Source organism: Streptomyces sp. CBMA291, from assembly GCF_014596525.1.
GTDB lineage: Bacteria > Actinomycetota > Actinomycetes > Streptomycetales > Streptomycetaceae > Streptomyces.
Map to the genome: position 1 here is coordinate 41,853 of NZ_MSJP01000101.1, position 26,062 is coordinate 67,914.

General features: G+C 74.5%; 20 protein-coding genes and 2 pseudogenes. 13 read left to right on the forward strand and 9 right to left on the reverse strand.

The genetic code is table 11. From position 1 onward, the window contains the following. Nucleotides 1-118 precede the first annotated feature (118 nt). The 3 genes from BU197_RS24460 to BU197_RS24470 are packed head-to-tail and all read right to left on the reverse strand — an operon-like array spanning nt 119 to nt 2,968. The gene (locus BU197_RS24460) at nt 119-1,492 is read right to left on the reverse strand and encodes an MFS transporter (protein ID WP_188270472.1); all 1,374 of its coding nucleotides are present in this window, start codon (nt 1,490-1,492) and stop codon (nt 119-121) included. Between the two features lie 43 nt (nt 1,493-1,535). Then, nucleotides 1,536-2,303, reverse strand: a complete 768-nt coding sequence (locus BU197_RS24465; protein WP_188270473.1) for a glycerophosphodiester phosphodiesterase — start codon at nt 2,301-2,303, stop codon at nt 1,536-1,538. Beyond that, nucleotides 2,300-2,968 carry a YczE/YyaS/YitT family protein gene (locus BU197_RS24470; protein ID WP_188270474.1) on the reverse strand — a complete coding sequence of 223 codons (669 nt, stop codon included), beginning with the start codon at nt 2,966-2,968 and terminating at the stop codon, nt 2,300-2,302. Before BU197_RS24470 ends, BU197_RS24465 begins: the two co-directional genes overlap by 4 nt. Before the next feature lie 135 nt (nt 2,969-3,103). On the opposite strand from BU197_RS24470, the gene BU197_RS24475 reads away from it, so the two are divergent. Further along, a complete protein-coding gene (locus BU197_RS24475; protein WP_188270475.1) occupies nt 3,104-4,612 on the forward strand; it encodes a PLP-dependent aminotransferase family protein in 1,509 nt (502 codons plus the stop codon). Between the two features lie 473 nt (nt 4,613-5,085). Here the strand turns inward: BU197_RS24475 and BU197_RS24480 are convergent, their stop codons facing one another. Both BU197_RS24480 and BU197_RS24485 read right to left on the reverse strand, forming a co-directional pair. Then, nucleotides 5,086-6,669 (reverse strand): hypothetical protein, encoded by a 1,584-nt coding sequence (locus BU197_RS24480; RefSeq protein WP_188270476.1) that lies wholly within the window; start codon nt 6,667-6,669, stop codon nt 5,086-5,088. Between the two features lie 37 nt (nt 6,670-6,706). After that, the gene (locus tag BU197_RS24485; RefSeq protein ID WP_188270477.1) at nt 6,707-6,901 is read right to left on the reverse strand and encodes a hypothetical protein; all 195 of its coding nucleotides are present in this window, start codon (nt 6,899-6,901) and stop codon (nt 6,707-6,709) included. 305 nt (nt 6,902-7,206) lie between these two features. Between BU197_RS24485 and BU197_RS24490 the strand changes: the two genes are divergently transcribed. The 4 genes from BU197_RS24490 (at nt 7,207) to BU197_RS24505 (ending at nt 11,323) form a co-directional block, all read left to right on the forward strand. Next, a complete protein-coding gene (locus tag BU197_RS24490) occupies nt 7,207-7,599 on the forward strand; it encodes an ankyrin repeat domain-containing protein (protein WP_188270478.1) in 393 nt (130 codons plus the stop codon). A 255-nt stretch (nt 7,600-7,854) separates the two neighbouring features. Then, nucleotides 7,855-9,270 (forward strand): HEAT repeat domain-containing protein, encoded by a 1,416-nt coding sequence (locus BU197_RS24495; protein WP_188270479.1) that lies wholly within the window; start codon nt 7,855-7,857, stop codon nt 9,268-9,270. A gap of 326 nt (nt 9,271-9,596) precedes the next feature. Beyond that, on the forward strand, nt 9,597-9,902 hold the full coding sequence (locus BU197_RS24500; protein WP_188270480.1) for an ABC transporter ATPase: 306 nt from the start codon (nt 9,597-9,599) through the stop codon (nt 9,900-9,902). A gap of 302 nt (nt 9,903-10,204) precedes the next feature. Next, entirely contained in the window at nt 10,205-11,323 is a 1,119-nt protein-coding gene (locus BU197_RS24505) for a glycosyltransferase family 4 protein (RefSeq protein WP_188270481.1), read from the forward strand. A 5-nt stretch (nt 11,324-11,328) separates the two neighbouring features. On the opposite strand, the gene BU197_RS24510 is transcribed toward BU197_RS24505, so the two are convergent. Further along, nucleotides 11,329-11,553: a hypothetical protein gene (locus BU197_RS24510; RefSeq protein ID WP_188270493.1), complete on the reverse strand. Its 225-nt coding sequence runs from the start codon at nt 11,551-11,553 to the stop codon at nt 11,329-11,331. Between BU197_RS24510 and BU197_RS24515 the strand changes: the two are divergent. From BU197_RS24515 to BU197_RS24525, 3 genes and pseudogenes are all read left to right on the forward strand, one after another. After that, nucleotides 11,452-12,730 (forward strand): annotated as a pseudogene (locus tag BU197_RS24515) (glycosyltransferase). The gene BU197_RS24510 and the pseudogene BU197_RS24515 sit on opposite strands and share 102 nt — an antisense overlap. Next, complete coding sequence (locus BU197_RS31370) at nt 12,727-13,965, forward strand: SGNH/GDSL hydrolase family protein (RefSeq protein WP_317453408.1); 1,239 nt, start codon at nt 12,727-12,729, stop codon at nt 13,963-13,965. Before BU197_RS24515 ends, BU197_RS31370 begins: the two are co-directional and overlap by 4 nt. Further along, nucleotides 13,962-17,711: a hydantoinase B/oxoprolinase family protein gene (locus tag BU197_RS24525; RefSeq protein ID WP_223184122.1), complete on the forward strand. Its 3,750-nt coding sequence runs from the start codon at nt 13,962-13,964 to the stop codon at nt 17,709-17,711. The genes BU197_RS31370 and BU197_RS24525 overlap by 4 nt, the downstream gene beginning before the upstream one ends. Here BU197_RS24525 and BU197_RS24530 read toward each other — a convergent pair. The 3 genes from BU197_RS24530 to BU197_RS24540 are packed head-to-tail and all read right to left on the reverse strand — an operon-like array spanning nt 17,695 to nt 20,074. After that, complete coding sequence (locus BU197_RS24530) at nt 17,695-18,558, reverse strand: biotin-dependent carboxyltransferase family protein (RefSeq protein WP_188270482.1); 864 nt, start codon at nt 18,556-18,558, stop codon at nt 17,695-17,697. The genes BU197_RS24525 and BU197_RS24530 overlap by 17 nt on opposite strands. Further along, nucleotides 18,555-19,256 (reverse strand): 5-oxoprolinase subunit B family protein, encoded by a 702-nt coding sequence (locus BU197_RS24535; protein WP_188270483.1) that lies wholly within the window; start codon nt 19,254-19,256, stop codon nt 18,555-18,557. The genes BU197_RS24530 and BU197_RS24535 overlap by 4 nt, the downstream gene beginning before the upstream one ends. After that, nucleotides 19,253-20,074, reverse strand: a complete 822-nt coding sequence (locus BU197_RS24540; protein WP_223184123.1) for a LamB/YcsF family protein — start codon at nt 20,072-20,074, stop codon at nt 19,253-19,255. The genes BU197_RS24535 and BU197_RS24540 overlap by 4 nt, the downstream gene beginning before the upstream one ends. A gap of 256 nt (nt 20,075-20,330) precedes the next feature. On the opposite strand from BU197_RS24540, the gene BU197_RS24545 reads away from it, so the two are divergent. The 5 genes and pseudogenes from BU197_RS24545 to BU197_RS24565 form a co-directional block, all read left to right on the forward strand. Beyond that, on the forward strand, nt 20,331-21,041 hold the full coding sequence (locus tag BU197_RS24545) for a GntR family transcriptional regulator (protein ID WP_411158532.1): 711 nt from the start codon (nt 20,331-20,333) through the stop codon (nt 21,039-21,041). A gap of 68 nt (nt 21,042-21,109) precedes the next feature. Next, nucleotides 21,110-22,660 (forward strand): hypothetical protein, encoded by a 1,551-nt coding sequence (locus BU197_RS24550; protein WP_188270484.1) that lies wholly within the window; start codon nt 21,110-21,112, stop codon nt 22,658-22,660. Between the two features lie 275 nt (nt 22,661-22,935). Further along, complete coding sequence (locus BU197_RS24555) at nt 22,936-23,406, forward strand: hypothetical protein (protein ID WP_188270485.1); 471 nt, start codon at nt 22,936-22,938, stop codon at nt 23,404-23,406. Then, nucleotides 23,403-24,308: a hypothetical protein gene (locus BU197_RS24560; RefSeq protein ID WP_188270486.1), complete on the forward strand. Its 906-nt coding sequence runs from the start codon at nt 23,403-23,405 to the stop codon at nt 24,306-24,308. Before BU197_RS24555 ends, BU197_RS24560 begins: the two co-directional genes overlap by 4 nt. Before the next feature lie 40 nt (nt 24,309-24,348). After that, nucleotides 24,349-25,986 (forward strand): annotated as a pseudogene (locus BU197_RS24565) (hypothetical protein); the annotation flags it as partial. Nucleotides 25,987-26,062 lie beyond the last annotated feature (76 nt).

Here is a 26,062-nt window from a genome sequence, read left to right on the forward strand (position 1 = left end):
GTGCCCGTTTTGTCACATCTGGCGGCAGATGAGACCCGGTGTCTTCACCAAAGCAGCACGCAGTAACGGTCCGCCTGGCAGGCCAAACGCGTACACTACCGCCCTTTCGGTGCCACGTCTAAACGCGGTCGGGAATCGGGTTCCCCGCGTCCAGTACCGCCTGCCGCACCGAGACCCTCGCGAGCAGCACGGAACCGACCACGAAGAAGATCACCAGGGAGATGATGGCATCCCGATAGCTTCCGGTCAGCTGGTACGCGAGACCGAATACCAGCGGTCCCAGCCAGCTCAGCCCCCGGTCGCTCATCTCGTACGCCGAGAAGTACTCCGCCTCCTTCCCGCGCGGCACCAGATGCGAGAACAGCGAGCGCGACAGTGCCTGACTGCCGCCCAGCACCAGACCGATCGCCGCCGCCAGACCGTAGAAGAACACCGGCGCCCCGGCCGGCAGCAGGTATCCGGCCACCAGGATCAGCGTCCACACCACGAGGGAGCCCAGGATCGTCCGCTTGGCGCCGTAGGAACGGGCGAGCCGCCCCATCCCCAGCGCACCCGCCACCGCGAGGATCTGCACCAGCAGGACCGCCGTGATGAGCGTCGTCTGCTCCAGGCCCAGCTCCTCCGAGCCGAACACCGACGCCTGCGAGATCACCGTCTGCACACCGTCGTTGTAGACCAGGTAGGCCAGGAGGAACGCCAGCGTCTTCGGATGCCGCCGCATGTCCTTGAGCGTCCCGGCGAGCTGACGCCAACCGCCGCCGACCCCGCCCCCGCCGGCCCGCGCCGCACCCGTCCGCCGGTCCCGCAGCCGTCGCAGCGGCACCAGCGTGAACGCGCCCCACCACACACCGGCCGAGGCCAGACAGATCCGGACCGCCTCGCCCTCCGTCAGACCGAACGAGTCGTGGCCCGAGTAGAGGATCAGATTCAGTACGAGGACGAACGCCCCCGACGTGTAGCCGAAGGCCCAGCCCCGCGACGAGACCGTGTCCCGCTCGTCCGGCTCCGAGATCTGCGGCAGATACGCGTTGTAGAGCACCATCGACACCGAGAGCGAGGCGTTCGCCACGATCAGCAGGAAGGCACCGAGCAGATACCGCTCGCCGTCCAGGAAGAACATCCCGGCCGTCGCCGCCGCCCCCAGATACGCCGACGCCGCGAGCAGCGGCTTCTTCCGGCCCGTACGGTCCGCCGCCGCGCCCACCAGCGGCATCGCCAGCACCGCCACCACGATCGACGCCGACACCGCGTACGCGAAGAGGGAACCCGCCCGCACCGGCACGCTCAGCGGGTGCACGAAGCCGTCGGCGTCGGCCGCCGCCCGCGCCACCGAGGTCAGATACGGCCCCAGGAACACGGTCAGCACGCTCGTCGAGTACACCGAGCAGGCGAAGTCGTAGAAGTACCAGCCCCGCTGCTCCCGTCCGCGTTCGCCGGGATCGGAGGCGTACTCCTCGTCCGGCCGCTCCGGTTCGGTGGTCTCTGCGGTCAAGGCCGCGCCCCCTCGTCCGCCCCCGTGGTCCCCGGACGCGCGTTCAGCTCCATACGCCCCGCTCGGTCAGCACCGCGCGCAGCGTCTCCAGTCGATCGGTCATGATGCCATCCACCCCCAGGTCGAGGAGAGCGTTCATCCGCGCCGGATCGTTCACCGTCCACACATGGACCTGGAGCCCGCGCGCGTGCGCCTCCCGGACGAACCGGCGGTCCACCACCGGGATGCCGCCCTGCCGTTCGGGGACCTGCGCCGCCACCGCCCCGGCCCGCAGCGCCGCCGGAATGCCCAGCGACCGCAGCCGGAGCCCGAGCACCCCGCGCACCCCGTACGAGGTGGCGAGACGGGGCCCCGCGAGACGCTGCGCCCGCGCCACCCTGGCCTCGGTGAAGGAGCCCACGCAGACCCGGTCCCAGGCGTCGGCCTCGCGGATCAGGTCGACGAGCGGCAGCAGCGCCGACTCGGTCTTGAGGTCCACGTTCCACCGCGCGTCGGGGAACTCCTCCAGGAGGTCCGCGAAGAGCGGCAGCGGCTCCGTGCCAGCCACCCGCGCCTCCCGCACCGCCGCCCACGGGAGGTCGCGGATCCGGCCGGAGACATCCGTCACACGGTCGAGGGTCGCGTCGTGGAAGGCCACGAGCGCCCCGTCCGCCGTCGTGTGCACATCGGTCTCGAAGTAGCGGTAGCCCGCCGCGGCGGCCCGGCGGAAGGCGGCCGCGGTGTTCTCCAGGCCGTTCGCCGTGCCGCCGCGATGGGCGAAGGGCAGCAGCGGGGAGGGGTGGTCGAGATAGGGGTGGCGTACGCGAGTCACGGGCGCAGTATGGCCTGTCCGGGTGTCCCGGGGGCGACGGCGGCGCTGCCGGAGTCCTGCTCGGGCACGGCGAACCGGGGCAGGAAGAACTGCGCGAGCGGACCGATCGACACGGCGTACAGCACCGTGCCGATGCCGACCGAACCGCCCAGCAGGAAGCCGGTGGCCACCACCGCCACCTCGATCGACGTCCGCACCACCCGGATGGACCGGCCGGTGAGCCGGTGCAGACCGGTCATCAGGCCGTCGCGCGGACCGGGGCCGAAGCGCGCGGCTATGTAGAGACCGGTCGCCACCCCGTTGAGGACGATCCCGGCGACGAGCAGCGCGATCCGCCACGCCAGATGCCGTGCGTCCGGCACGAGGGCCAGGGTGCCGTCGATGGCGAGACCGATCACGAACACGTTGGAGACCGTGCCCAGGCCCGGCCGCTGCCGGATCGGGATCCACAGCAGCAGCACCAGGGCCCCGACGATGATCGAGACCGTTCCGATGGTCAGACCGGTCTTCCCGGCCAGGCCCTGATGCAGCACGTTCCAGGGCTCCAGGCCCAGACCACTGCGCACGAGCAGGGCCGAACTGACCCCGTAGAGCGCCAGACCCCCGTAGAGCTGGACGAGACGGCGGCCGACGTGCCGACCGCGGAGGCCGGAGGCGATGGACAAGGGAAGTTCCCCCCGTTGTGGTGTCGCTGGAGGGAAATTCCCCCCAGTGTGGTGGCAGTGGACTGGCTCGTGACACTCTGTGGCGGGAGAACGGGTGCCAACCATGGCCAATTTCAGGAAGGTGGACTGATTTCCATGGCCCAGTGGACTTCGGCGGTGGGTCCGGCGCAGCTTGCCAGACAACTCCAGGCGCAGCGGCCCCGGAGCGCTGTCCCGGGCACCCGCAAGCCCCCCGCCTACCGCGCCCTCGCCGACGGTATCCGGCTGCTCGTCCTGGAAGGGCGCGTCCCGGTCGCCGCCAGGCTGCCCGCCGAACGGGAACTCGCCCTCGCCCTCAGCGTCAGCCGGACGACGGTCGCCGCCGCCTACGAGGCGCTGCGCGCCGAGGGCTTCCTGGAGTCACGGCGAGGCGCCGGCAGCTGGACCGCCGTCCCCGCCGGGAACCCGCTGCCCGCGCGCGGCCTCGAACCGCTGCCGCCGGAAGCCCTCGGCTCCATGATCGACCTCGGCTGCGCGGCGCTGCCCGCGCCCGAACCCTGGCTCACCCGGGGCGTCCAGGGAGCCCTGGAGGAACTGCCCCCGTACGCCCACACCCACGGCGACTACCCGGCGGGCCTGCCCACGCTGCGGCAGATGCTCGCCGACCGCTACACCGCACGCGGCATCCCCACCATGCCCGAGCAGATCATGGTCACGACCGGCGCCATGGGGGCCATGGACGCCATCTGCCACCTCTTCGCGGGGCGCGGCGAACGGATCGCCGTCGAATCCCCCTCGTACGCCAACATCCTCCAGCTGATGCGGGAGGCGGGCGCCCGGCTCGTCCCCGTCGCCATGTCCGAGGGCCTCGGCAGCTGGGACATGGGCCGCTGGCGGCAGGTCCTCAGGGACGCGGCACCCCGTCTCGCGTACGTGGTGGCCGACTTCCACAATCCGACCGGCGCGCTGGCCGACGAGGACCAGCGGCGGCAGCTGGTGGAGGCGGCCCGCTCGGCCGGGACGGTCCTCGTCGTCGACGAGACCATGGCGGAGCTGCACCTCGACGACCTCGACGGTCTGGAGATGCCCCGGCCGGTCTGTGCCTTCGACCCGGCGGGCTCCACCGTCCTGACGGTCGGCTCGGCCAGCAAGGCCTTCTGGGCGGGGATGCGGATCGGCTGGGTCCGGGCCGCGCCCGACGTGATCCGCTCCCTGGTCGCCGCCCGCGCCTACGCGGACCTCGGCACCCCGGTCCTCGAACAGCTCGGGGTGAACTGGCTCATGCGGACGGGCGGCTGGGAGGAGGCCGTGGCCCTCCGCCGCGAGCAGGCGCGGGAGAACCGCGATGCGCTCGTCGCCGCCGTGCGCAGGGAGCTGCCGGAGTGGGAGTTCTGGGTGCCGCGCGGCGGTCTGACCCTCTGGGCCCGGACCGGCGGACTGTCCGGCTCCCGGCTGGCCGAGGCGGGCGAACGGGTCGGCGTCCGCGTCCCCTCCGGCCCGCGCTTCGGCGTCGACGGTGCCTTCGAGGGCTTCGTCCGGCTGCCGTTCACCGTAGGAGGCGCGGTCGCCGACGAGGCCGCCGCCCGCCTCGCCGCAGCGGCCCGCCTGGTGGAGTCGGGCGCGGCGGGGGGCGGGGCGGAACCGCCTCGGTCGTTCGTGGCGTAGGCCGGTGTGACGTGACGTGACGTGACGTGACGTGACGTGACGTGACGTGACGTGACGTGACGTGACGTGACGTGACGTGACGTGACGTGACGTGGGCAGGGGGAGGTCTTTCTCGCGTGGCGGGGGCCAGATCCCTTTATGCCCCCCCCGCGCGCGTGGGGGCGGTTTTCGAGCCTGCGCGGGCCCTTGCCGGAGTTCGGCGCGTTCCCACGCGCGCGCGTGGAGCGGTTCGGCAGATACGCCAGCGCCGCCGACGCGGTAACGCGTTCCCCCCCCCCCCCCCCCGCGCGTGGAGCGGTTTTGCGGGGTGGCCCACGCGCGCGTGGAGCGGTCGGACCGGTTATTCCTCGCGTGCAGGGAGCGGCTTGGGACGGGACTGTCTTCCGCGCGCGGAACAGCGGAACAGGCGGAACAGGGTGCCGTCCGGGAAGGCCGGGTCCCCGCCCTCCCGTGCGGCTCCCCGTGCCGTCCGCTCAGCTCTCGGCCGGGACCGGATCGGGCAGGGGGGCAGGGGCCGGATCGGGGGCGGTTTTCGTCATGACGACGGTGGCCGCCCGGCGTTCGGGGAGCAGGGCGAGCACGGCCTGCCGGTGCGCCTCGCTGGTCGCCTCGTCGTACGGGTCGGGCGTGGCCGGCACCTGGAGGCGCAGGACCGGACCGGTGCCCAGGCGCGCGTACCCCCGGCCCGCCGGGACCTCGGGCGTCGGCGTGGTGTGCGGCCCGGTGCCCAGGACGGCCGCGATCTGCTCCGGAGAGGCCGGGCCGAGCGCGATACGGGCCCTGGTGTGGGTCCGTACCGCCTCGCTCAGGGTGTCCGTGCCGTCGAACTGCTCGGCGACCACCACCGTGACCTGAGCGGCCCGCCCGTGCCGCAGGGGCACCTGGAGCAGGTCCTGGGGGTCGGGGCGCCCGTCGGCGGCGGCCAGATGGCCGAGGACGCCCGGCCGGTCGAGGAGGATCCAGAGCGGGCGCCGGGTGTCCTCGGGGGCCGGGCGGCCGTCCTGCCGGGCATGGTTGGCGGCGATCAGGCGCCGCTCCGTCTCGTGCGCCGCCCACTCCAGGCTCGACAGGGCGCCGGAGAGGCCGCACTCGACGGCCAGGACGCCGTCCCGGCCGGCGAGGCACGCGTACTCGCCGGTGCCGCCGCCCTCGACCACGAGGACGTCGCCGTGGGGGAGGGCCTGGAGAGCGATCGAGCGCAGCAGGGACGTGGTGCCGCTGCCCGGCTGGCCGACGGCGAGCAGATGCGGCTCGGCGGAGCGGGGGCCGGTGCGCCAGACGACGGCGGGCGCGTCCTCCGTGCCGTCGTCCGCGACCACGGGCACCGTGCGCCGTACGGCGTCCGCGTCGGTGAAGCCGAGGACCGTCTCGCCGGGCATCGTCACGAAGCGCTGGGCGGCGATCGTGGTGGGCAGTGCGGGCAGCACGCTCATGACGAGCCGGTTGCCCTCCTCGTCCCAGTCGAACCGGTACTCGCGGCCCCGCCCCGACTTGGCGTGCAGCAACTGCTCGATACGCGCGCGTGCGGCGGGCTCGCCGTCGGTGAAGTACGGCGGATAGGCGATCCTCAGCCGGGTGAGCCGTCCGTCCTCGTCGAAGGCGTACTCCCCGAAGGGCGCGCTCCAGTCACCGCCGTGGGCGAAGAGCGGGGACGGGTCCTCGGCCACGGAGAAGTACGGCACGAGAGCCTCGTAGAGCCCCTTGAGCCGGGCCGACTCCGCCTCGCCCGGACCGGTCCTGACGACCCTGCGCTCCCGCCCGAGCCAGGCGGCCGCGCCCATGAGCGCGACGAGCGCGAGCAGGGGGCCGTACGGCATGAGGACGACGGCCGCTCCGCAGGCCGCGACCAGGAAGAGCGTGGGACCACGCCGGTCCTTGGGGGTCGCGACCCAGCGGGCGCGCGCAGCCGAGGCCAGCTTCCGCAGGCCCCGGGTGACCGTGATCAGCGGATGGAGCACGTCGGTGGCGCCGTCGGCGGCGGTGCGCGCGATCTCTCGGCCGCGCGCGATCCGCGCGCCGCCGCTGCTCAGAATGCGGGGGAGTGGTCGCCGGGCCACGGGGTGCTCCTGAAGGGGTGGTGGGGGAGGGAGGCGGTCAGAACTTGATCCCGCCCAGGAGTCCGGCGAGGCTCTGGCCGCCCGCCGTGATGCTGGGGGCGATGGCGGTGCCCGCGAGGTAGAAGCCGAACAGTGCGCTGACGCAGGCGTGGGAGGCCTTCATCCCGTCCTTCTTGAAGAACAGGAAGCAGATGATGCCGAGCAGGACCACGCCGGACATGGACAGGATCATCGGGTCTTCTCCTGGGTGAGGGGACAGTCACCATGAGTCCTTCCAGATTCGCGGCAGCATCTATGTGACTAAAGGTGCATACGGGTGAAAAGCGCTTGGTTTCACCGCATCGGAGTACGGCGAATGGACCGCCGGGTGGCGAAATGACCGGCGTGCGCTAGGGGAGCGCACGGGAACCGGATCGCGTGATCTTTGCCTCGATCGCGCGAGGTCATGTCCACGAGCGGGCAGTACCCTGTCGATTCACTCGTACGGCCGCGCTTGCCGTGCGCAGGCCCCGACAGCAGGAGAGAGGCGGTTCCCCGATGAGCGATACCCCGGACCCCGAGGTCATCGAGCTGGCGTCCAAGGTCTTCGACCTCGCCCGTACGGGGGACGCGGAGACGCTCGCCGCCTACGTCGACGCAGGCGTCCCCGCCAACCTCACCAACGACAGGGGCGACTCCCTCGTCATGCTCGCCGCCTACCACGGCCACGCCGAGGCCGTTTCCGCCCTCCTCGCGCGCGGTGCCGAGGCCGACCGCGCCAACGACCGCGGACAGACCCCGCTCGCCGGTGCCGTCTTCAAGGGCGAGGACGCCGTGATCCACGCCCTCCTCGCCGGCGGAGCCGATCCGGAAGCCGGGACTCCGTCCGCCGCCGACACCGCCCGGATGTTCGGCAAGACGGAACTGATCGCCCTCTTCGAAGCCCGGTGAACAGCGACTGAACCCCAGGTGAGAGCGGCATCGTAAATGTGGTCGCGGTGGCGAAATGGGTGGGTCATCATGACGTCGGGCCCGGCAAAACGGGCCACCGACGAGAGGCTGAGGAAGATGGTCACCGAGAAGCGCAGCACGACAAGCCGCCCGACATGTCGCCGCACGGCCTAGGAGCACGGGCCGCTCAGCGCCCTGCCCCGGTCATCCCGACATCCCCCGGTCGTGTCGACAGCTTGATGTGAGGCGTCTTCCATGTTCGATCCAGTCATAGCGCCGAGCGGCACCCTGCTCGGTCTGTTGCAAAGGGGCCGCGGCGACGGCACCCTGCACGCGCTCGCCGCGCCCCGCGCCGAGGCCCTCGCGGCCCTCGACCACTGCGTTCTCGACGACCCCCGCCACGACTGGCAGGTCGAGAACCGGTCTCTCTACTACGCCCGTCTCTACCTGGACCTCCACGGAGGTCTCGACAGGATCGAGGCACACCTCTTCGACGCGGAGGACCACCTCGACACCGAGGAGTCGAGGACCGGGCTCGCGCTCGCCGTCCTCGGCCACCTGGCGTCGTACGGACGCCAGGACGCCCTGCTCCTGCTCCGCCGCTACGCCGCGACCGGCAGCAACTGGGCCTGGGCCCTCGACGAGCTGGCGCTCCGCGACGACGACGCCGGACTCCGCGCGCTCGCCCTGCCCGTCCTCGCCCGTTTCCCGGCCGACGCGGAGGGTTCCGCCGAGCTGGCCGCCGTCGTGCGCGACGCCTTCGAGCCCCGCCCCTGGCGCCTGTGGGCCGACGACCCGCGCGAGGCCGTCGGCGCCCGTGTCAGGGCCGCCCGCGAACAGGGCTCCTTCGACCGCTGGCAGCGCCAGATGCGCCCCGCCGGGCCCCGTCCCGGCTGGAGCGTGCGCGCCGTCCTCGACTGGGCGCAGGAGGGATACGAGCGCGGAGCCGTGCTGTACGGGCCCGCCGCCCGCTGCCTCACCGCCGTCGCGGGCCCCGAGGACCGGCCCGAACTCCTCGCCGCCGCCCGGCACGGCGCCACCGGGGCCCGGGGCGCGGCCCTGCACCATCTCGCGGAGTCCCGCGACCCCGCCGTCCTCGACCTCGTCGAGGCCGCCGCCGACGGCGACTCCCGCGAGGCCGCCGAAGCCGCCGTCGGCGCGTACCGGCGCATGTGCGGAGAGGACGCCGTCGCCCGCGCCCGCGCGTGGGTCCGCAGGACCGACGCCCTCGGCGAGGCCGCCGCCGACGTGCTCGCCTGCCGGGGCACCGCCCAGGACTCCCCCTCCGTCCTCGGCGCGCTCCGTGACACCATCCGCTCCGCCGGGCCCGACGCGCCCGCCCTCGCCGGTCTCGTCGACGGCGCCGGCCGCCTCGGCATCGCCGTCGCGGCCCCCGTACTGCGCCACGTCTACCGCGAGACGACCTCGTCCCAGCTCCGTGGTCGGGTGGCCCGCGCTCTCGCCGCCACCGACCCCACCTTCGCGACGGGCTTCGCCGTCGAATGCCTCTGGGACTGCGAGGAGACCACGCGGGAGGTCGCGGCCGAGCACGCCGAGACCGGGGACGTGCGCGTCGCCGAGCGATTGCGCCGCCTCGCCGCCGACCCGGCCGAGGAGGCCGAGGTCCAGACCGCCGTGCGCAACCGGATAGGACCGGACCTCCAGGTCTGACCGACCCGCCCCGCTCCCTCCGGGGCGGCGTGGCCCGCGGTGGAGATCACACCGCCGAGGCCCCGCCCCGGAGCGCGGGACGAGGTCCGGGCGCCGGGACCGGCGCCGGTGGCCCCCGTACACGGTCCCGAAAGGCCGATGTCCCGCCCCGGTGGCCTGGCCGGGCGGCCGGGGCCGATGCGGTGGCCTGGTCCGGTGGCCCTCACGCGCGTATCCCGCTCTGACGGGCGGAGTTCGGGGTAACTCCCCTCAGGACCACGCCGGGTGCCGGACGGACGGATGCCCTGCGGTACGACGGACCTCGGGACCTGGAAGGCAGGGCGGACATGGACTTTTCCCTGGAAGCGACGGAGGCGGCTCGCCGCGCCTCCGAGTGGGCGCTGAAGGTGGACGGGCTGACCACGGCCTCGGGCCGCGACGTCGCGCGAGCGCGGGCCCGTCTGTGGGCGCGCGTGGCGCGGGCCTGCGCGGCCGTCGCCGCGAACCCCTCCCCTTCCGCCGTGGAGGCGGCGGGGCGGGCGCTCGACGCGGCACGACGGCAGGAACGGGCCGGGTCCGTCGCGGATCTCCAGGAACAGGCCTGGACATGGGCCGAGGTGGCACTCGCGTGTGCCGCCGTCAAGGCCGAGTAAGCGGAGCGGGGAACCGTCCGGCCGGACAGAGCAAGGCCGGGTCAGGGAGGGCCGGGACGGGACGGGGCAGGACTGGGCGGGACTGGGCAGGACGGACCGGGACGGGGCGGGCGAGGAAGGGCGCCGGGCGCGGCGAGGCCCGGGGCGGTGCGGCGGGCCTGTCGGGGGCTCCTTACCGCGCCCAGTCGTTCCGTTTCGGCCGCTCCGTCCCCGGCCGCCGTGCCCGAAACGCTCATGGGACGTTCCCTCCCCGTCCAGATCGACGTTGTCGGGGACACGCCGAACGCGACGACAACACCCGTATGCGTGTCGTCATCGTCACCGAGTCCTTCCCGCCCGACGTCAACGGTGTGGCGCACTGTGCCCTTCAGACCGCGCGCCACCTCGTCCGGCGGGGCCACGCCCCGCTCGTCATCGCCCCCGCCGTAGCCGACCCGGCGGCCGACTCCGACGCCCCCTGCCCCGTCGTCCGGGTGCCCTCCCTCCCGCTGCCCGGCTACCCGCAGGTCCGCGTCGCCCTGCCCAGCCGCCGGGTCGCCGCCGCCATCGCCGCCCACCGCGCCGACCTCGTCCACCTCGCGGGCCCCTTCGTCCTCGGCGTACGCGGAATGACGGCCGCCGCCCGGCTCGGCATCCCCGCCGTCGCCGTCTACCAGACCGACCTCGCCGGCTATGCCCGCACCTACGTGGGAACCGGCGAGAACGCGGCCTGGCGCCGCCTCCGCGCCGTCCACGGTGCCGCCGACCGCACCCTCGCCCCTTCCTCCGCCGCAGCCCGCGACCTGGCGCGGCACGGCATCGGCCGCGTCCGGCTGTGGGGGCGTGGAGTCGACACGGTCCGCTTCCACCCCGGGCTGCGCGACGACCTCCTGCGCCGTGAACTCGCCCCCGACGGCGAACTCCTCGTCGGATACGTGGGACGGCTCGCGCCGGAAAAGCGGGTCGACCTGCTCGCGGCGGCGGAACTCCCCGGCGTCCGCCTCGTAGTCGTCGGCGACGGGCCCAGCGAGCCCGCCCTGCGCACCGCGCTCCCGGACGCCAGGTTCCTGGGCCGCCGCACCGGCGGCGATCTCGCCCGGATCTTCGCCTCGCTCGACGTCTTCGCCCACACGGGCCCGTTCGAGACCTTCTGCCAGACCGTCCAGGAAGCCATGGCGAGCGGTGTCCCGGTGATCGCCCCGGCTGCCGGGGGACCCCTGGACCTGGTCGACCACGGGCGCACCGGCCTCCTCGTGCCCCCGGAGGACCCGGACGGGCTGCGGAGGGCCGTCGCCGCGCTCGCGGCAGCGCCCGCCCTGCGCAGGGCCTACGGCACGGCGGGACGCGCCGCCGTGGAGGGCCGCACCTGGGAAGCGCTCGGCGACGAACTGATCGGCCACTACCGGGAGGTCCTGCGCCAACGGACGGCGGTGGCGGCGTGACCGGTTCACACGGGGGCGACGGGCTGGGGCCGACGCGTACGCGCGGGGGTGACGGTTCGCGAACGGGCGGTACGCGTGGGGTCGACGGACGCGGACCGGTCGGCACTCGCGGGGGCGGCCCCGGGCGCGTGGGTGCCCTCGGTGGTGGCGGTACGGCCGAGGACGGCACCGACGCCGGTGACGGCGGTACGGAGGGCGGCGCGGGACAGGCCGGTGGCCGTGCGGGTCACGGTTCCGCCTCCCGTCCCGGCGGGCTCCGGATCGTACGGCTCGCCAACTTCGTGACGCCCACCTCCGGCGGTCTGCGCACCGCCCTCGACCAGCTCGGCCGGGGCTATCTGGCGGCCGGTCACGAACCCGTCCTCGTCGTCCCCGGCGACGTCGCCAGTGACGTCCGCACCGAACAGGGCCGGGTCGTCACCCTGCCGGGACCGGTGCTCCCCGGCACCGGCGGCTACCGGGTCCTCGCCGACCGGCGCCGGGTGCGCCGCCTCCTCGACGACCTCGCGCCCGACCGGATCGAGGTCTCGGACCGTACGACCCTGCGGTGGACGGGGGAGTGGGCCCGACGCGCGCGCGTGCCCTCGGTGATGGTCTCCCACGAGACGGCCGACGGAGTGCTCCGGACCTGGGGCGTCCCACCGGCCCTCGCGGCCCACGCCGCCGACCGGCTCAACCGCCGCACGGCCTGGGCGTTCGCCCGGATCGTCTGCACCACGGAATGGGCGGAGCGCGAGTTCACACGGATCGGCGCGCGCAATGTCGTACGCGCTCCGCTCGGCGTCGACCTGATCCGCTGCCGTCCCGGCCGCCGCAGCACCGTCCTGCGGGCCCGGCACGCGGACGGGGAACGGGTCCTGCTCCTGCTCTGCTCGCGGCTCTCCGTCGAGAAGCGCCCCGGCATCGCCCTGGACGCCCTCGCCGAGCTGCGGGAGACGGGTGTCGCGGCGGCGCTGGTGGTCGCGGGCGACGGACCGCTGCGGGGCGCCCTGGAACGGCGGGCCGGGGAACAGCGCCTCCCCGTGCGCTTCCTGGGGCATGTCGCGGACAGGGAGGCCCTGGCGGACCTCCAGGCGGCGGCGGACGTGTGTCTGGCCCCGGGACCCGTCGAGACGTTCGGCCTGTCGGCCCTCGAAGCCCTCGCCTGCGGGACGCCGGTCGTCGTCAGCGCCTCCTCGGCGCTGCCCGAGGTCATCGGCACGGCGGGCGCCGCCGCGCAGGACACGCCCGCCGCCTTCGCCGCCGCCGTACGGGGGATGCTCACGACCCGGGAGAGCACCCGAAGGGCCGCCGCACGCGCGCGTGCGGAGGTCTTCACCTGGGGACAGGGCCGTCACCGCCTTCCTCCGCGCCCACGACGCCCTCCCCGCACCGGAGCCCCACCGTTCCGGGGGAGCACGCCGATGACCCGCGACCCGGCACCTCCGGCGGTCACGCCCGCTTCCTCCGCTTCCTCCTCGTCCTGCCCGCGCCCCCGGCCCTCGGGTCCCGTCCGGTTCGTCGTGCTCGGGGACTCGTTCAGCGAGGGCGTGGGGGACCGGGTCGACGGGGCGTGGCGGGGGTGGGCTCCGCTGCTCGCGGAAGGCCTGTCCTGTGATCTGTCCGGCGCCCGTTCCGAGGGCTTGTCCTGTGGTCTGTCCGGCGTCCGCTCCGACGGCCTGTCCGGTGGCCCATCCGGCGGGGTCTCCGCAGGGCCTGCCGACCGGGGGTCTCTAGGGGCCTCCGGCGGGCCTTGCAAGGGGCTCGGCGGCCCGTCTCCCACAGGGTCTCCCGACCGGCTCGCCGATCGGCGTCCCGCAGGGCCCTCCAAGGGGTGCTCCGGGGTGCTCGCCGCCGGGGTTCCCGACACTTCCTCCGCAGGGCCCGAAGGGCTGACCACGGGGGCTCTTGGCGCAGCCTCCGGCGAGCCCGCCATCGAAGGGCACGGGACGGCCTTTCTCAACCTCGCCGTCAGCGGGGCCCTCAGCGGCGACGTGGCCGCGCTCCAGGCTCCCCGTGCCCTCGCCTTCCGGCCGCACCTCGCGTCCGTCGTCGTCGGCGTCAACGACACCCTCCGGCAGGGCTTCGACATAGAGACCGTCGCTATCCATCTGAGCCGGGTCTGCGCCGACCTCGCCGCCGCCGGAGCCGTCCTCCTGACCGCCTGCCTGCCCGATCCCGGCCGGATGCTCGGCCTGCCGCCGCCGCTGGCCCGTCCGCTCGCCCGCCGCCAGGGCTCCGTCAACGCCGTCGTCCACGCCCTCACCGCCCGGTACGGAGCCGTCCATCTGCACCTCGCCGACGACACGTGGACCCGGGACCGGGCGCTGTGGAGCGCCGACCGGCTCCATCCGGGGGAGCGGGGCCACCGGGCCGTCGCCGAGGGCTTCCACCGGCTCCTCGCCGACCGGGGGCTGGCCCACGGCACACCCCCCGCGCGAGAACCCCTCAAGCCGCCCCCGAGCCGCGCCGAGAACCTGCTCTGGCTCGCCACCGCCGGCACCGGCTGGCTCCTGCGCCGCAGCACCGACCTCCTCCCGCAGCTGCTACTGCTCGCCGCCGCCGAACTGCGCCACCAGGCGGGCGGCACCGGATCCGGGCCGCTCGACGCGCGCGCCGAAGCCGCCCTCGCCGCCGCCCTCGCGGCCACAATGGAGGAATGAACGGGCGCTGGGAGTTCTGGATCGACCGGGGCGGCACCTTCACCGACATCGTGGGACGGCGGCCCGACGGGCGGCTCGTCACCCGCAAGCTGCTCTCCCACGATCCCGCCCGCCGCGCGGACGCCGCCGTCGCCGGAATCCGCCTCCTCCTCGGCCTCGGCCCTGACGACCCCGTCCCCGCCGACCGGATCGCGGTCGTCAAGATGGGCACCACCGTCGCCACCAACGCGCTTCTCGAACGGCGCGGCGAACCCACCCTGCTGCTCGTCACCGAGGGCTTCCGCGACGCCCTGCGCATCGCCTACCAGAACCGGCCCCGCCTCTTCGACCGGCACATCGTGCTGCCCGAGGAGGTCTACGCGCGCGTGATCGAGGCCCCCGAACGGGTCGACGCGCACGGCCGAGTCGTCCGGCCCCTCGACGAGACCGCCGTCACCGAGGCGCTCGCCGCCGCCCGCCGCGACGGGCTCCGCTCCGCCGCCGTCGTCCTCCTGCACGGCTACCGCTACCCGGAGCACGAGGCCAGGACGGCGGAACTCGCCACTGCCGCCGGATTCACCCAGGTCAGCTGTTCGCACGAGGTCAGTCCACTCATCAAACTGATCCCGCGCGGCGACACCACCGTCGTCGATGCCTACCTCTCCCCGATCCTGCGCCGGTACGTCGACGAGGTCGCCCGTGAACTCGCCGGGGTCCGGCTGATGTTCATGCAGTCCAACGGGGGGCTGCGCGAGGCCGCCCACTTCCGGGGCAAGGACGCCGTCCTGTCCGGACCCGCCGGTGGTGTCGTCGGCATGGCCCGTACCTCGGAAAAGGCGGGACACGACCGGGTCATCGGCTTCGACATGGGCGGCACCTCCACCGACGTGTCGCACTACGCGGGCACCTTTGAGCGTGAACTCGGTACACAGGTCGCGGGAGTCCGGATGAGGGCGCCGATGATGAGCATCCACACCGTCGCGGCGGGCGGCGGCTCCGTCCTGCACTTTGACGGACGCCGCTACCGCGTGGGCCCCGATTCGGCCGGTGCCGTCCCCGGACCCGCCTGCTACCGCAGGGGCGGACCGCTCACCATCACCGACGCCAACGTCATGCTCGGCCGCGTCCAGCCCGCCCACTTCCCCGCCGTGTTCGGCGAGACGGGCGACCGGCCCCTGGACGCCGACGTCGTACGGGAGCGGTTCACGGCCCTGGCCGAGGAGACGGGCGGGGACCGCACCCCCGAGGAGGTCGCCGCCGGGTTCCTGGAGATCGCCGTCCTCGCCATGGCCAACGCCGTCAAGAAGATCTCCGTCCAGCGCGGCCACGACGTCACCCGGTACGCCCTCACCAGCTTCGGCGGCGCCGGAGGCCAGCACGCCTGCGCCGTCGCCGACGCGCTGGGCGTCGACACCGTCCTCGTCCCTCCGCTGGCCGGGGTCCTCTCCGCGTACGGCATCGGGCTCGCCGACGCCACCGCCCTGCGGGAACAGTCCGTCGAGGCCGAGCTGGACGCGCCCGGCACCCCCGAGCGGATGACGGACCTCTGCCGTGAACTCGCCGACCGGACCCGCGCGGAGCTGCGCGCCGACGGCATTCCGGACGAGGCGATCAGCACCCACGCGCGCGTACTCCTGCGGTACGCGGGAACGGACGCGAGCCTCCCCGTCGACCTCGCATCCCCGGAAGAGCTGAAAAGCGAGTTCACAGCCGTACACCGTGTGCGGTACGCCTTCACCCTGGACCGGCCGCTCGTCGTCGAAGCCGTCACCGTGGAAGCCGTCGGCCGCGCCGGACCCCACGGCCCCGTCCACACCGGCCCGACCGCCGACCCGGACCGCACCGGGCCGCCCGCCCCCCACACCACCGTCCGTGTGTACAGCGGGGGAGAACTCCGCGAGACCCCCCTCCACCGGCGCGAGGAGCTGCGCCCCGGCGACACCGTGGACGGGCCCGCGATCCTCGCCGAGGCCGACGCCACCACCGTCGTCGACAGCGGCTGGCGGGCCACCGTCACCGACACGGGGCACCTCCTCCTGCGCCGCGTCGCCCCCCGCCCCGCGCGCGTGGCGGCCGGTACCGACGTGGACCCCGTCCTCCTGGAGGTCTTCAACAACCTCTTCACCGCCATCGCCGAGCAGATGGGCGTGCGACTGGAGAACACCGCCCAGTCCGTCAACATCAAGGAACGACTCGACTTCTCCTGCGCGCTCTTCGACGCCGAGGGGAACCTCATCGCCAACGCGCCCCACATCCCCGTCCACCTCGGCTCCATGGGCGAGTCCATCAAGGAGGTCCTGCGCCGACGCGGCGACGACCTGCGCCCCGGCGACGTCTACGCGGTCAACGACCCGTACCACGGTGGCACCCACCTGCCCGACGTCACCGTCGTGACCCCGGTCTTCGACACCACGGGAGACCCGCCAGGCACCCGCCCCCCGCTCCGTTTCGTCGTTGCCTCACGCGGACACCACGCCGAGATCGGCGGCATCACCCCCGGCTCGATGCCCGCCTTCAGCCGGACCGTCGACGAGGAAGGCGTCCTCTTCGACAACTGGCTGCTCGTCCGCGACGGACGGCTGCGCGAGGCCGAGACGCGCGCCCTGCTCACCGGCGCCCCCCACCCCTCCCGCGACCCGGACACCAACATCGCCGACCTGCGCGCCCAGATCGCCGCCAACGAGAAGGGCGTCGAGGAACTGCGCAGGACCGTCGACGAGTTCGGCCTGGACGTCGTCCAGGCCTATATGCGGCACGTCCGCGCCAACGCCGAGGAGTCCGTCCGCCGGCTCGTCGCCCGCCTCCACGACGGCTCCTGCCGCTACGAGACCGACGAGGGCGCGGTCATCCACGTCACCGTCCGCGTCGACCGCGAACGGCGCTCCGCCGTCCTCGACTTCACCGGCACCTCCCCCCAGCTCCCCGGCAACGCCAACGCGCCCACGGCCGTCGTCACCGCCGCCGTCCTGTACGTCTTCCGCACCCTCGTCGACGAGGACATCCCCCTCAACAGCGGCTGCCTGGAACCCCTGGAGATCCGGGTCCCGCCCGGCTCCATGCTCGCCCCCGTCTTCCCCGCCGCGACCGTCGCCGGGAACGTCGAGACCTCCCAGGCCGTCACCGGCGCCCTCTACGCGGCCCTCGGCGTCCAGGCGGAGGGCTCCGGCACCATGAACAACGTCACCTTCGGCAACGCGCGCGTGCAGTACTACGAGACGGTCGCGAGCGGATCGGGCGCGGGCGACGGCTTCGACGGCGCCGACGCCGTCCAGACCCACATGACCAACTCCCGGCTCACGGACCCCGAGATCCTGGAATGGCGCCACCCGGTGCGCGTCGACTCCTTCGCGGTACGCGAGGACGGCGGCGGCCACGGCCGCAGGCACGGCGGACACGGGGTCGAGCGCCGCCTCCGCTTCCTGGAACCCATGACGGTGGCCCTGCTCACCGGACACCGCAGGATCCCCCCGTATGGCATGGCGGGCGGCGAACCCGGCGCTCTCGGCGAGAACCTGGTGGAACGCGCCGACGGCACCGTGGAGCACCTCGACGGCCACGCGACCACGGAGGTCGGACCGGACGACGTCCTCGTCCTGCGCACCCCCGGCGGCGGAGGCTACGGACCCCCGCCCGACACCCCGCCCGACGTCCACCCCGACAGCCCACCAGAAGACCGGCCCGACAGCCCGTCCTGCACCCCGTCCTGCACCGCTTCGGACACCGCGCCCGACGAACCGCCCTCCCGTCCCGTCAGCGCACCGGAATGAACCGCACCGCCGTCCCCGGCACCGCCTGTGCGGCCGCCCCCAGATCGGCCTCCCGGACCACGCCGATCACGGGATAGCCCCCGGTCGTCGGATGGTCCGCGAGAAACACCACGGGGCGCCCGTCCGGCGGCACCTGTACCGCCCCCAGGACCATGCCCTCACTGGGCAGTTCGCCCGGTACCGCCCGCTCCAGAGCCGGTCCTTCGAGGCGCAGCCCCACCCGGTCGCCCGCCGGGGACACCCGGTACGCGCGCGTGGACAGGGTCCGCAGCGCCGCGCCCGTGAACCAGTCGTCCCGGGGCCCGAACCGCACCCTCAGGACCAGCACCTCCGGCGGACCAGGCCACGGGGGAGCGTCCACCATGCCCCGTACGCCCTCCACAGGGCCCAGCGGCAGCACCGTGTCCGCCGTCAGCGGCGCCGGACCCAGACCGGACAGCAGGTCCGTGGAGCGGCTGCCGAGCACCGGCTCCACGTCGATCCCGCCGCCGAACGCCACGTACGACCGCAGCCCGCGCACGGCCCGGCCGACCTCCAGGACGGACCCGGCGGCCACCCTCAGCGCGGTTCCCCAGGCCGCCGGACGCCCGTCCACCCGTACGGGACAGGGTGCGCCGCCCACCGCCACGGTCACCGCGCGGCGCGGCCGCAGGGCGCAGCCGTCCACGGTGGTCTCCAGGACGGCGGCCGTCTCCGGATTGCCGACGAGCCGGTTGACGAGCCGCGCGGACGCCGGGTCCAGGGCGCCCGAACGGCCCACCCCCACGTGCGCGTACCCGGTGCGGCCCAGATCCTGGACGGTGGTCAGCGCCCCCGCCCGTACGACGGCGACGGACCGGTCGCTCATCGGCCGCCCTCCGCGTCGGCGCCGTCCCCCGACGGCCCCGCCGCCCCGGAATACCGGTCCCGTCCCGGAAGCCCCGCGTCCGTGAAGCGGACGCGGACCCCGGGGGCGAGCAGCGCGGCCGGTTCCCTTCCGGCGTCCCACAGGACGGTGTCCGTCGTGCCGATCAGCTGCCAGCCACCGGGGGAGGAGCGCGGGTAGACGCCCGTGTACGCCCCCGCGAGTGCCACCGACCCCGCCGGCACGGCCGTGCGCGGGGTCGCCCGGCGCGGCACCGCGTACCGCTCCCCGAGCCCCGTCAGATAGCCGAAGCCCGGGGCGAAACCACAGAAGGCGACCCGGAACTCGGCCGCCGTGTGCACCCGCACCGCCGCCTCGACGGACATCCCCCAGAGCGCCGCGACCTCCACCAGGTCCGGGCCGTCGTACCGGACCGGGATCACCAGTGCCCCGCCCACGCGCGCGGGGACCGGCCCCGGCACCCAGCCACGCAGCTCGGCCGCCAGACGCTCCGGATCCGCCACCCCGTCGAGCAGGACCGTCCGAGCCGCCGGAACGATCTCCCGTACGGCGGGCAGGGTCCCGGCAGCCCGCCGCCGCAGCAGCTCGGCGTGGAACGCCTCCGTCTCCGCCCCGTCGCGCAGCTCCACCAGGAGCGCCCGGTCGCCCACGCGCAACGCGCGCGTACCGGGGCCCGTCACGCGAAGGCCTCCACCCGTATCCCGGCGGCCTCCAGACGCTCCCGCACTCGCCGGGCCAGGTCCACCGCGCCCGGGGTGTCGCCGTGCAGGCACAGCGAGCGGGCCCGTACGGGGACGACGCTCCCGCAGTGCGCGGTGACCACCCCGGCCCTGGCCAGCGTCAGGGACCGCTCCACGACCGCACCGGGATCGCTGACGACCGCACCCGCCTGTCCGCGCGGCAGCAGGGAGCCGTCCGCCCGGTACGCCCGGTCCCCGAACGCCTCGGCCACCACCGGCAGGCCCGACGCCGACGCCGCCTCGTGCAGTCGCGACCCCGGCAGCCCCAGGACCGGCAGCGTCCGGTCCGCGAGCAGGACCCCCGCCACGACCGCCGCCGCCTGCTCCTCGTCCCCGACCACGCGGTTGTACAGCGCGCCGTGCGGCTTCACGTACGCCACCCGCGCGCCCGCCGCACGCGCGAACACCTCCAGGGCGCCGATCTGGTACGCCACCTCGGCCGTCAGCTCCGCCGCCGGCACCTCCATCGAGCGCCGCCCGAAACCGGCCAGGTCGCGGTAGGAGACCTGGGCCCCGATCCGCACCCCGCGCGCGGCCGCCAGTTCGCACACCCGCCGCATGGTGGCCGCGTCCCCCGCGTGGAAGCCACAGGCCACATTGGCACTGGTCACCACGGAGAGAAGCTGTTCGTCGTCGGTGAGCGTCCAGCGCCCGAAGCCCTCGCCGAGATCGGCGTTGAGGTCGATCGAGGGCGCCTCTCCGGGCTCTCCGGACTCCTCGGCCCCTCCGTCCGGTCGCGGGCTCGGGGGCGTGCGCATCTGCACCTCGCAAGGGGAGGACGAGCGTGCCGGGAGGGCACGGGGGACCGTACGGTGCCGTCAACGTAGGGGATTGTTGAACGATCCGACAAGATGCCTGTTGTCCGGAACCGGACCGTACGGTTGACTCGCCGGGGCACGGACCAGGGCATGGCGCAGGGAACGGACCAGGGCACGGGCGGACGGGTCGCTGGCTCCGTGCGAGGCCCCGGCCGACGCGCCGCCGTGGTCGACGACGTACGAGAAGGAGCGCGCCGTGGCAGTGAGCGAAGTCCGGGACCTGGCCGACGACCGGGTCCTGCTCGGCCGGACCAGCACGGCGGAGCGGGTCGCGGACATCCTCCGCACCAGGGTCGCCGAAGGCCGGTTCCCGCCCGGTACCCGGCTCTCCGAGGACGGCATCGGCGGCGCCCTCGGCGTCTCCCGCAACACCCTGCGCGAGGCCTTCCGGCTCCTCACCCGCGAACGGCTCCTCGTCCACGAACTGAACCGCGGGGTCTTCGTCCGGGTCCTCGCCGTCGAGGACGTCGACGACATCTACCGCACCCGCCGCCTCGTCGAATGCGCCGTCGTCCGCGGTCTCGGACAGCCCCCGTACCCGCTCGCCGCCCTCGGCGCCGCCGTCGCTGCGGGCGAGACCGCAGCCCACGCGGGCGCGTGGCAGGACGTCTCCACCGCCAACATCCACTTCCACCGCGAACTCGTCGCCCTCGCGGGCAGCGCCCGCACCGACGAGCTGATGCGGGGCGTCCTCGCCGAACTCCGCCTCGCCTTCCACGTCGTCGGCGACCCGCGCCCGCTCCACGAGCCCTACCTGGCCCGCAACCGGGAGATCCTGGACGCCCTGCGCGCCGGGGAGCGGACCACGGCCGAGCGGCTCCTCGCCCGCTACCTCGACGACTCCCGCGCCGCCGTCACGGACGCCTACGCACGGGCCGCCGCCGCCCCCGGGAACCACGCGGGCTGACCAGCCGCCGCCGAGCGCGTCCCCGCCCGTTTCGACCGTTGTCAGTGCGAGGACCTAATCTGTGCACCGTGACTTCGCCTGCCTCGACGGACCCCGCTCCGCCCCAGCTCAGCGCGGCGCCGCGGCCCGCGCAGGGTCCGGCCGCCGACGAAGGGCTCGCGCGGCGCCTCCGCGCGCTCGCGTGCACAGCCCCGCTGCACGACCTCGACGCCCGCAAGGCGAACCTGGCCGGCGAGTACACGGTCTACGCGATGGCCGAGGTCGCCCTCTCCGCGATCGACCTCATCACGCTGAACATGGACTTCGACACGGGCGCCGACCACGAGCAGATCATCGCCCGCCTGCTGCCCCGCGTCGCCGCCCAGGCACCCGAGCGGCCCGCCGCCGAACACGAGCGGGTGGCCCGCTGGGTCCTGGAGAACCTGATCAACGTCGGCAGCGTCGACCGGGGCTTCCGCGCCGTCTACGGCACCTTCGGCACCGACGGGGTGTACGTCCGCAGGGACTACGACTTCAAGCTCGTCGAAGAGGTCCCGGGGTACGGCGGCGGGGTCTGCCTCCGCACCACCGACGAAGCGGTCAACGTGCTCGTCGGCGCCCTCGACACCGATGTCACCAGCGCCCAGATCGCCGCCGAGGTCAAGCTGGAGGTCCTGGTCAACCGGGGCCGCCTCGCCGACGCCCAGCTCGCCGCCGAGCAGGCCCGCTACCGGACCGTGCAGTACGCCGAGACCCTCCGCAAGACCCTGGAGGCCACCCGGCGCAACGTACGCGCGGTGGACTGGCTCCACACGGTGCCCGACATGATCGCCGAAGCCCTCGACCACGTCGCCGACCGCTACCGGCACGAGAACGCGATCCTCACCAACATCCGCAGGGTCCGCGACGAGATCGAGGCCGACACCGTCGCCGACGCCAGGAGCGCCGAGCACAAGCGGCGCGCCGCCGAACTCGTCGACATCGTCAAGGACTGCATCCGGCGCCACACCCAGCTCCAGTCGCGGCTGCTCGACGCCGGACCGCTCTTCCGCGCCGAGCAGGACCGGCAGGCGTTCGCCGCCCCCACCTCGTACACCGGACTCGACCTGTACGGGCAGCTCGTCGCGCCGACCCTGCCGCTCCCCGTCGAGCAGGCGGCCCGGGTCACCGACGCCTTCTTCGCCCGGGGCACCGGACTGCGCACCCCGGCCTCCGTCCGCCTCGGCGACCTCGTCGACCTGCTCCTCACCCCGCCCGTCGAGCGCGAGCACCTCGGCGCGGAGATGCCCGAGCCCGACCTCATCGCCACCCCCGACGACTCCCGTTTCAGCGAAGAGCAGCTCGCGAACGCCCTGCGCCTGCTCGACCTGGAACACGAGGCCCCGCGCCGACTCTCCGGACTGCTCGCCGAGGCCAGGGGCATCGACGCCGACCTGCCGTACCTCGTCGCCCTCCTCGCCGTCCACGCGGCGAGCCCCCCGGTCGGCACCGCCTACCGGCAGGGCGAGGAGCGCCTCCTCTTCGCCGTCGACGACGGCACCCCGCTGGACGACCCCGAGTTCGGCGGCGCCGACCTCATCGTCGGTACGGCCCTGCTCGACGCGGTGGGCATGGCCGCCGACCGCACGGAGGCGACGTGACCTCCGTGCCCTCACTGCGGACGCCCGCCGGGTCCGCGCCCGATGCCGACGTGACGCCCGGGTCCACGCCCGACACCGACGCGGTGTCCGTACCCGTGCCCGTGCCCGTACCGGAATCCGACGCGATGCCCGCACCGACCGCCGAACCGGCACCGACTGCCGAACCGGCACCGACTGCCGAACCGGCACCGGCAACCGCACCTGGGCCACACGGGACACCCAGGCCACACGCGGCACCGGGGCCACACAAGGCCCTTGTGCCTCACGAGCCCCCCGTGCCCCCCTCGCCTCACGAGGCGCCGCCGCCCCCGCGTGACCAGCCCATCGGTCCCCGGCTCACCCCCGTCCTCGTCGATCCGCCCGGTGCGCGCGCGGCCGCCGCGTCCGGCCCGCCCGGAGGAAAACGGGTCAGGCCCCGGTTCGGAGTCGTCGCCGTGCCCGCGCCGCGCGCGGGGAGCGGACGGCGGCAGGACCCGCCCACCGTGCGCGCCGTCCGCCTCGCCGACGGACCCGCCGTGCCCGAGGCGCGCCCCGCCACCCCGGCGGCCGTCGCCCCGGTACCGATGCCCGTCCCCCGCCCCACACCGGCCACCCCCACGACACCGGCCTCACCCACCACACCGGCCACCCCCGCCACACCCAGCACGGCGGACACACCCGCCACAGAGGCCGCAGCGTCCCACCCCGTCACACCGGCCGCCCCCACCCCACCGACCGAGAGCCGTACCGAGGAGCCCCAGCCGTGAGCGAAACCCACGCCGAGCACGCCGACGCGTGGAGCGAGCAGGAGCCCCCGCAGCCCCCGGCCGGCTCCTCGGGCACCGCCGCCGTCACCCCCGCCGACGCCGCCGACGCGGCCCGGCTCGTCTCCTTCGGGCTCCAGCCGAAGCTGCTGCCCGCCCGGGACGCCGAGTACGGCGAACTGCTCCGCCGCTACCGCGAGGATCCCGCCTTCGCGCGCCTCGCCGACGCCGTCGCCACCGGCCTCGGCCTGATCGTCCTGGAGGTCTCCCCGCGCGCGGGGATGGCCGTCACGGCGGGCGAGGACTCCGTCTTCGCCGTCCGCATGGGCGACTACGCCCGCCGCGCCTCCACGGACTCCGCCGACCGCTTCCTGCACGGCCTTGCCCACCTCGCCGTCGCCGCCATGGCCTTCCCCCGCCCCGAGGACCTCGCGGACGACGCGTACATCGGGCGGCTCACGGTCAACGGCGTCGACGCGTTCGTACGCCAGGCCTGTCTGCGGCTCGAACAGCGCGCCGAGGAGCAGGGCGAGAACACCGACCCCGCCTCCGACGCCCCCGGTCTGGAGGCCGCCTGGCGGATCTACGCGCGCCGCAGCGCGACCGGCGCCACCAAGGACGCCCGCCGCCTCGCCGGTTCGACCACCGGCATCGTCGGCAAGGCAGCCGCCTTCCTCACCGACTCCGGCTTCCTCCAGCGCACCGGCGACGAGGGCGGCGGGTCCTACCGCACCACCGCCCGCTACCAGCTCCAGGTCCGCGACATGGCCGGTTCCGCCGCCATGGCCGAGCTCCTCGAACTCGGTGTCGTCCCCGTCAGCGACGGCTCCGCGACCCTCCTGCCGCCGCCCGAGGGCGACGATCTGGAGCTGGCCGCCGACGCCGGCCTGCCCTTCCACGCGTAACACCGCGCACCACCCGAACGAGACGACGAGAGTCCGCCGCATGTACGAGCTGTCCCGGGTCCGCCTCTACTCCATCGGTCCCGCCGGTGCGCGCTACGCCGACACCGTCCTGGACCTGCGCGGGGTCGGCGCGCCCGTGCCCCACCCCGCCCCCACCCAGGCGGAGTTCTTCGAAGAGGAGCCGGTCGGCCCGCCGCGCCGCCCCGCCCCCGCCGGCGTGCTCTTCCTGGAGAACGGCGGCGGCAAGTCCGTCCTCCTGAAGCTGATCTTCTCCGTGATGCTCCCGGGCCACCGCAACACCCTCGGCGGTGCCAGCTCCGGCGTGCTGCGCAAGTTCCTCCTCGCCGACGACTGCGGACACGTCGCCCTGGAGTGGCAGCACACCCTCACCGGCGAACTCGTCGTGGTCGGCAAGGCCAGCGAGTGGCGGGGCCGGCAGGTCTCCTCCGACCCGCGCAAGTTCGCCGAGGCCTGGTACTCCTTCCGCCCCGGCCCCGGGCTGAGCCTGGACAACCTCCCCGTCGCCGAGGCGACCTCCGTCCGCCCGCCCGCCGAGGGCGCCTCGGGCGCCACCGGCCGCCGCCGCACCATGAAGGGCTTCCGCGACGCGATCACGGAGGCGGGCAAGGCGTACCCGCACCTGGAGGTGTACTGGGAGGAGATCCACGACCGCTGGAACGAACACCTCGGCGAACTGGGCCTCGACCCCGAACTCTTCCGCTACCAGCGCGAGATGAACGCCGACGAGGGCGAGGCCGCCGGTCTCTTCGCGGTCAAGAAGGACTCCGACTTCACCGACCTGCTCCTGCGGGCCGTCACCGACACCCGGGACACCGACGGCCTCGCCGACCTCGTCAGCGGCTTCGGCAACAAACTCGGCCGCCGCGCCGAACTGACCGCCGAGCGCGACTTCACCGCGGGCTCCGTCGACCTCCTCGGCAGGATCGTCGAGGCCGCCGCCACCCGCTCCCAGGCACGTGAGATCCACACCGCCGCCGAGCGCCGCACCCGCACCCTGGCCCGCCGCCTCTCCGCGCGCGCCGCCGAGGAGCGCGGCCGGGGCACCGAACTCGCCCAGCAGGTCACCTCCGCCGCCCACGCCGTCGCCGAAGCCGAGACCGCACGCGGCCGAGGCGCCCTCATCGCCGCCGAACTCGCCTACCGGCACGCCTCCCTGGCCCTCGCCGTCGCCGAGAAGGGCGCCGCCTCCCAGCGCCGCGAACTCACCGACGCCCGCACCGCGCACTCCGCCTGGCAGGCCGCCGAGGTCGTGCTCCGCCACCGCGCGGCGGGCGACCGCTCCGCGCGCGTGGCCGCCGCCATCCGCGAAGCCGAGCGGGACGCCGCCCCGGCCCTCGCCGCCCGCGCCGAGGCCGCCGCCGACCTCGTACGGGCCCTGGCCACCGCCGCAGAGGAAGGCGAACGGCACGCGGCCGAGGAGGAGGAGCGCTCCACCGCCCTCCAGGAAGCCGGGGAGACCGCCCACCGGGACGCCACCGCCGCCGCGACCGAGGCCCAGCGGGCCCGCAGCGAGGCCGGACACCTGCGCCAGCGGCTCGCCGAGGTCGAACAGGAGACCGCGGAGGCGGTACGGGCCGGCTGGCTCGACGACACCGCGCCCGACGCCGACCCGGCCCGCGCCGGGCGCCCCGAGCACCTCGGGGTCGCCGCTCAGGACCAGACGGCAGCCGTCGGGCAGGGACTCCACGAGCAGTGCGGCGCTCTCCACGTCTAGCTGCGGGGCGTCCAGGACC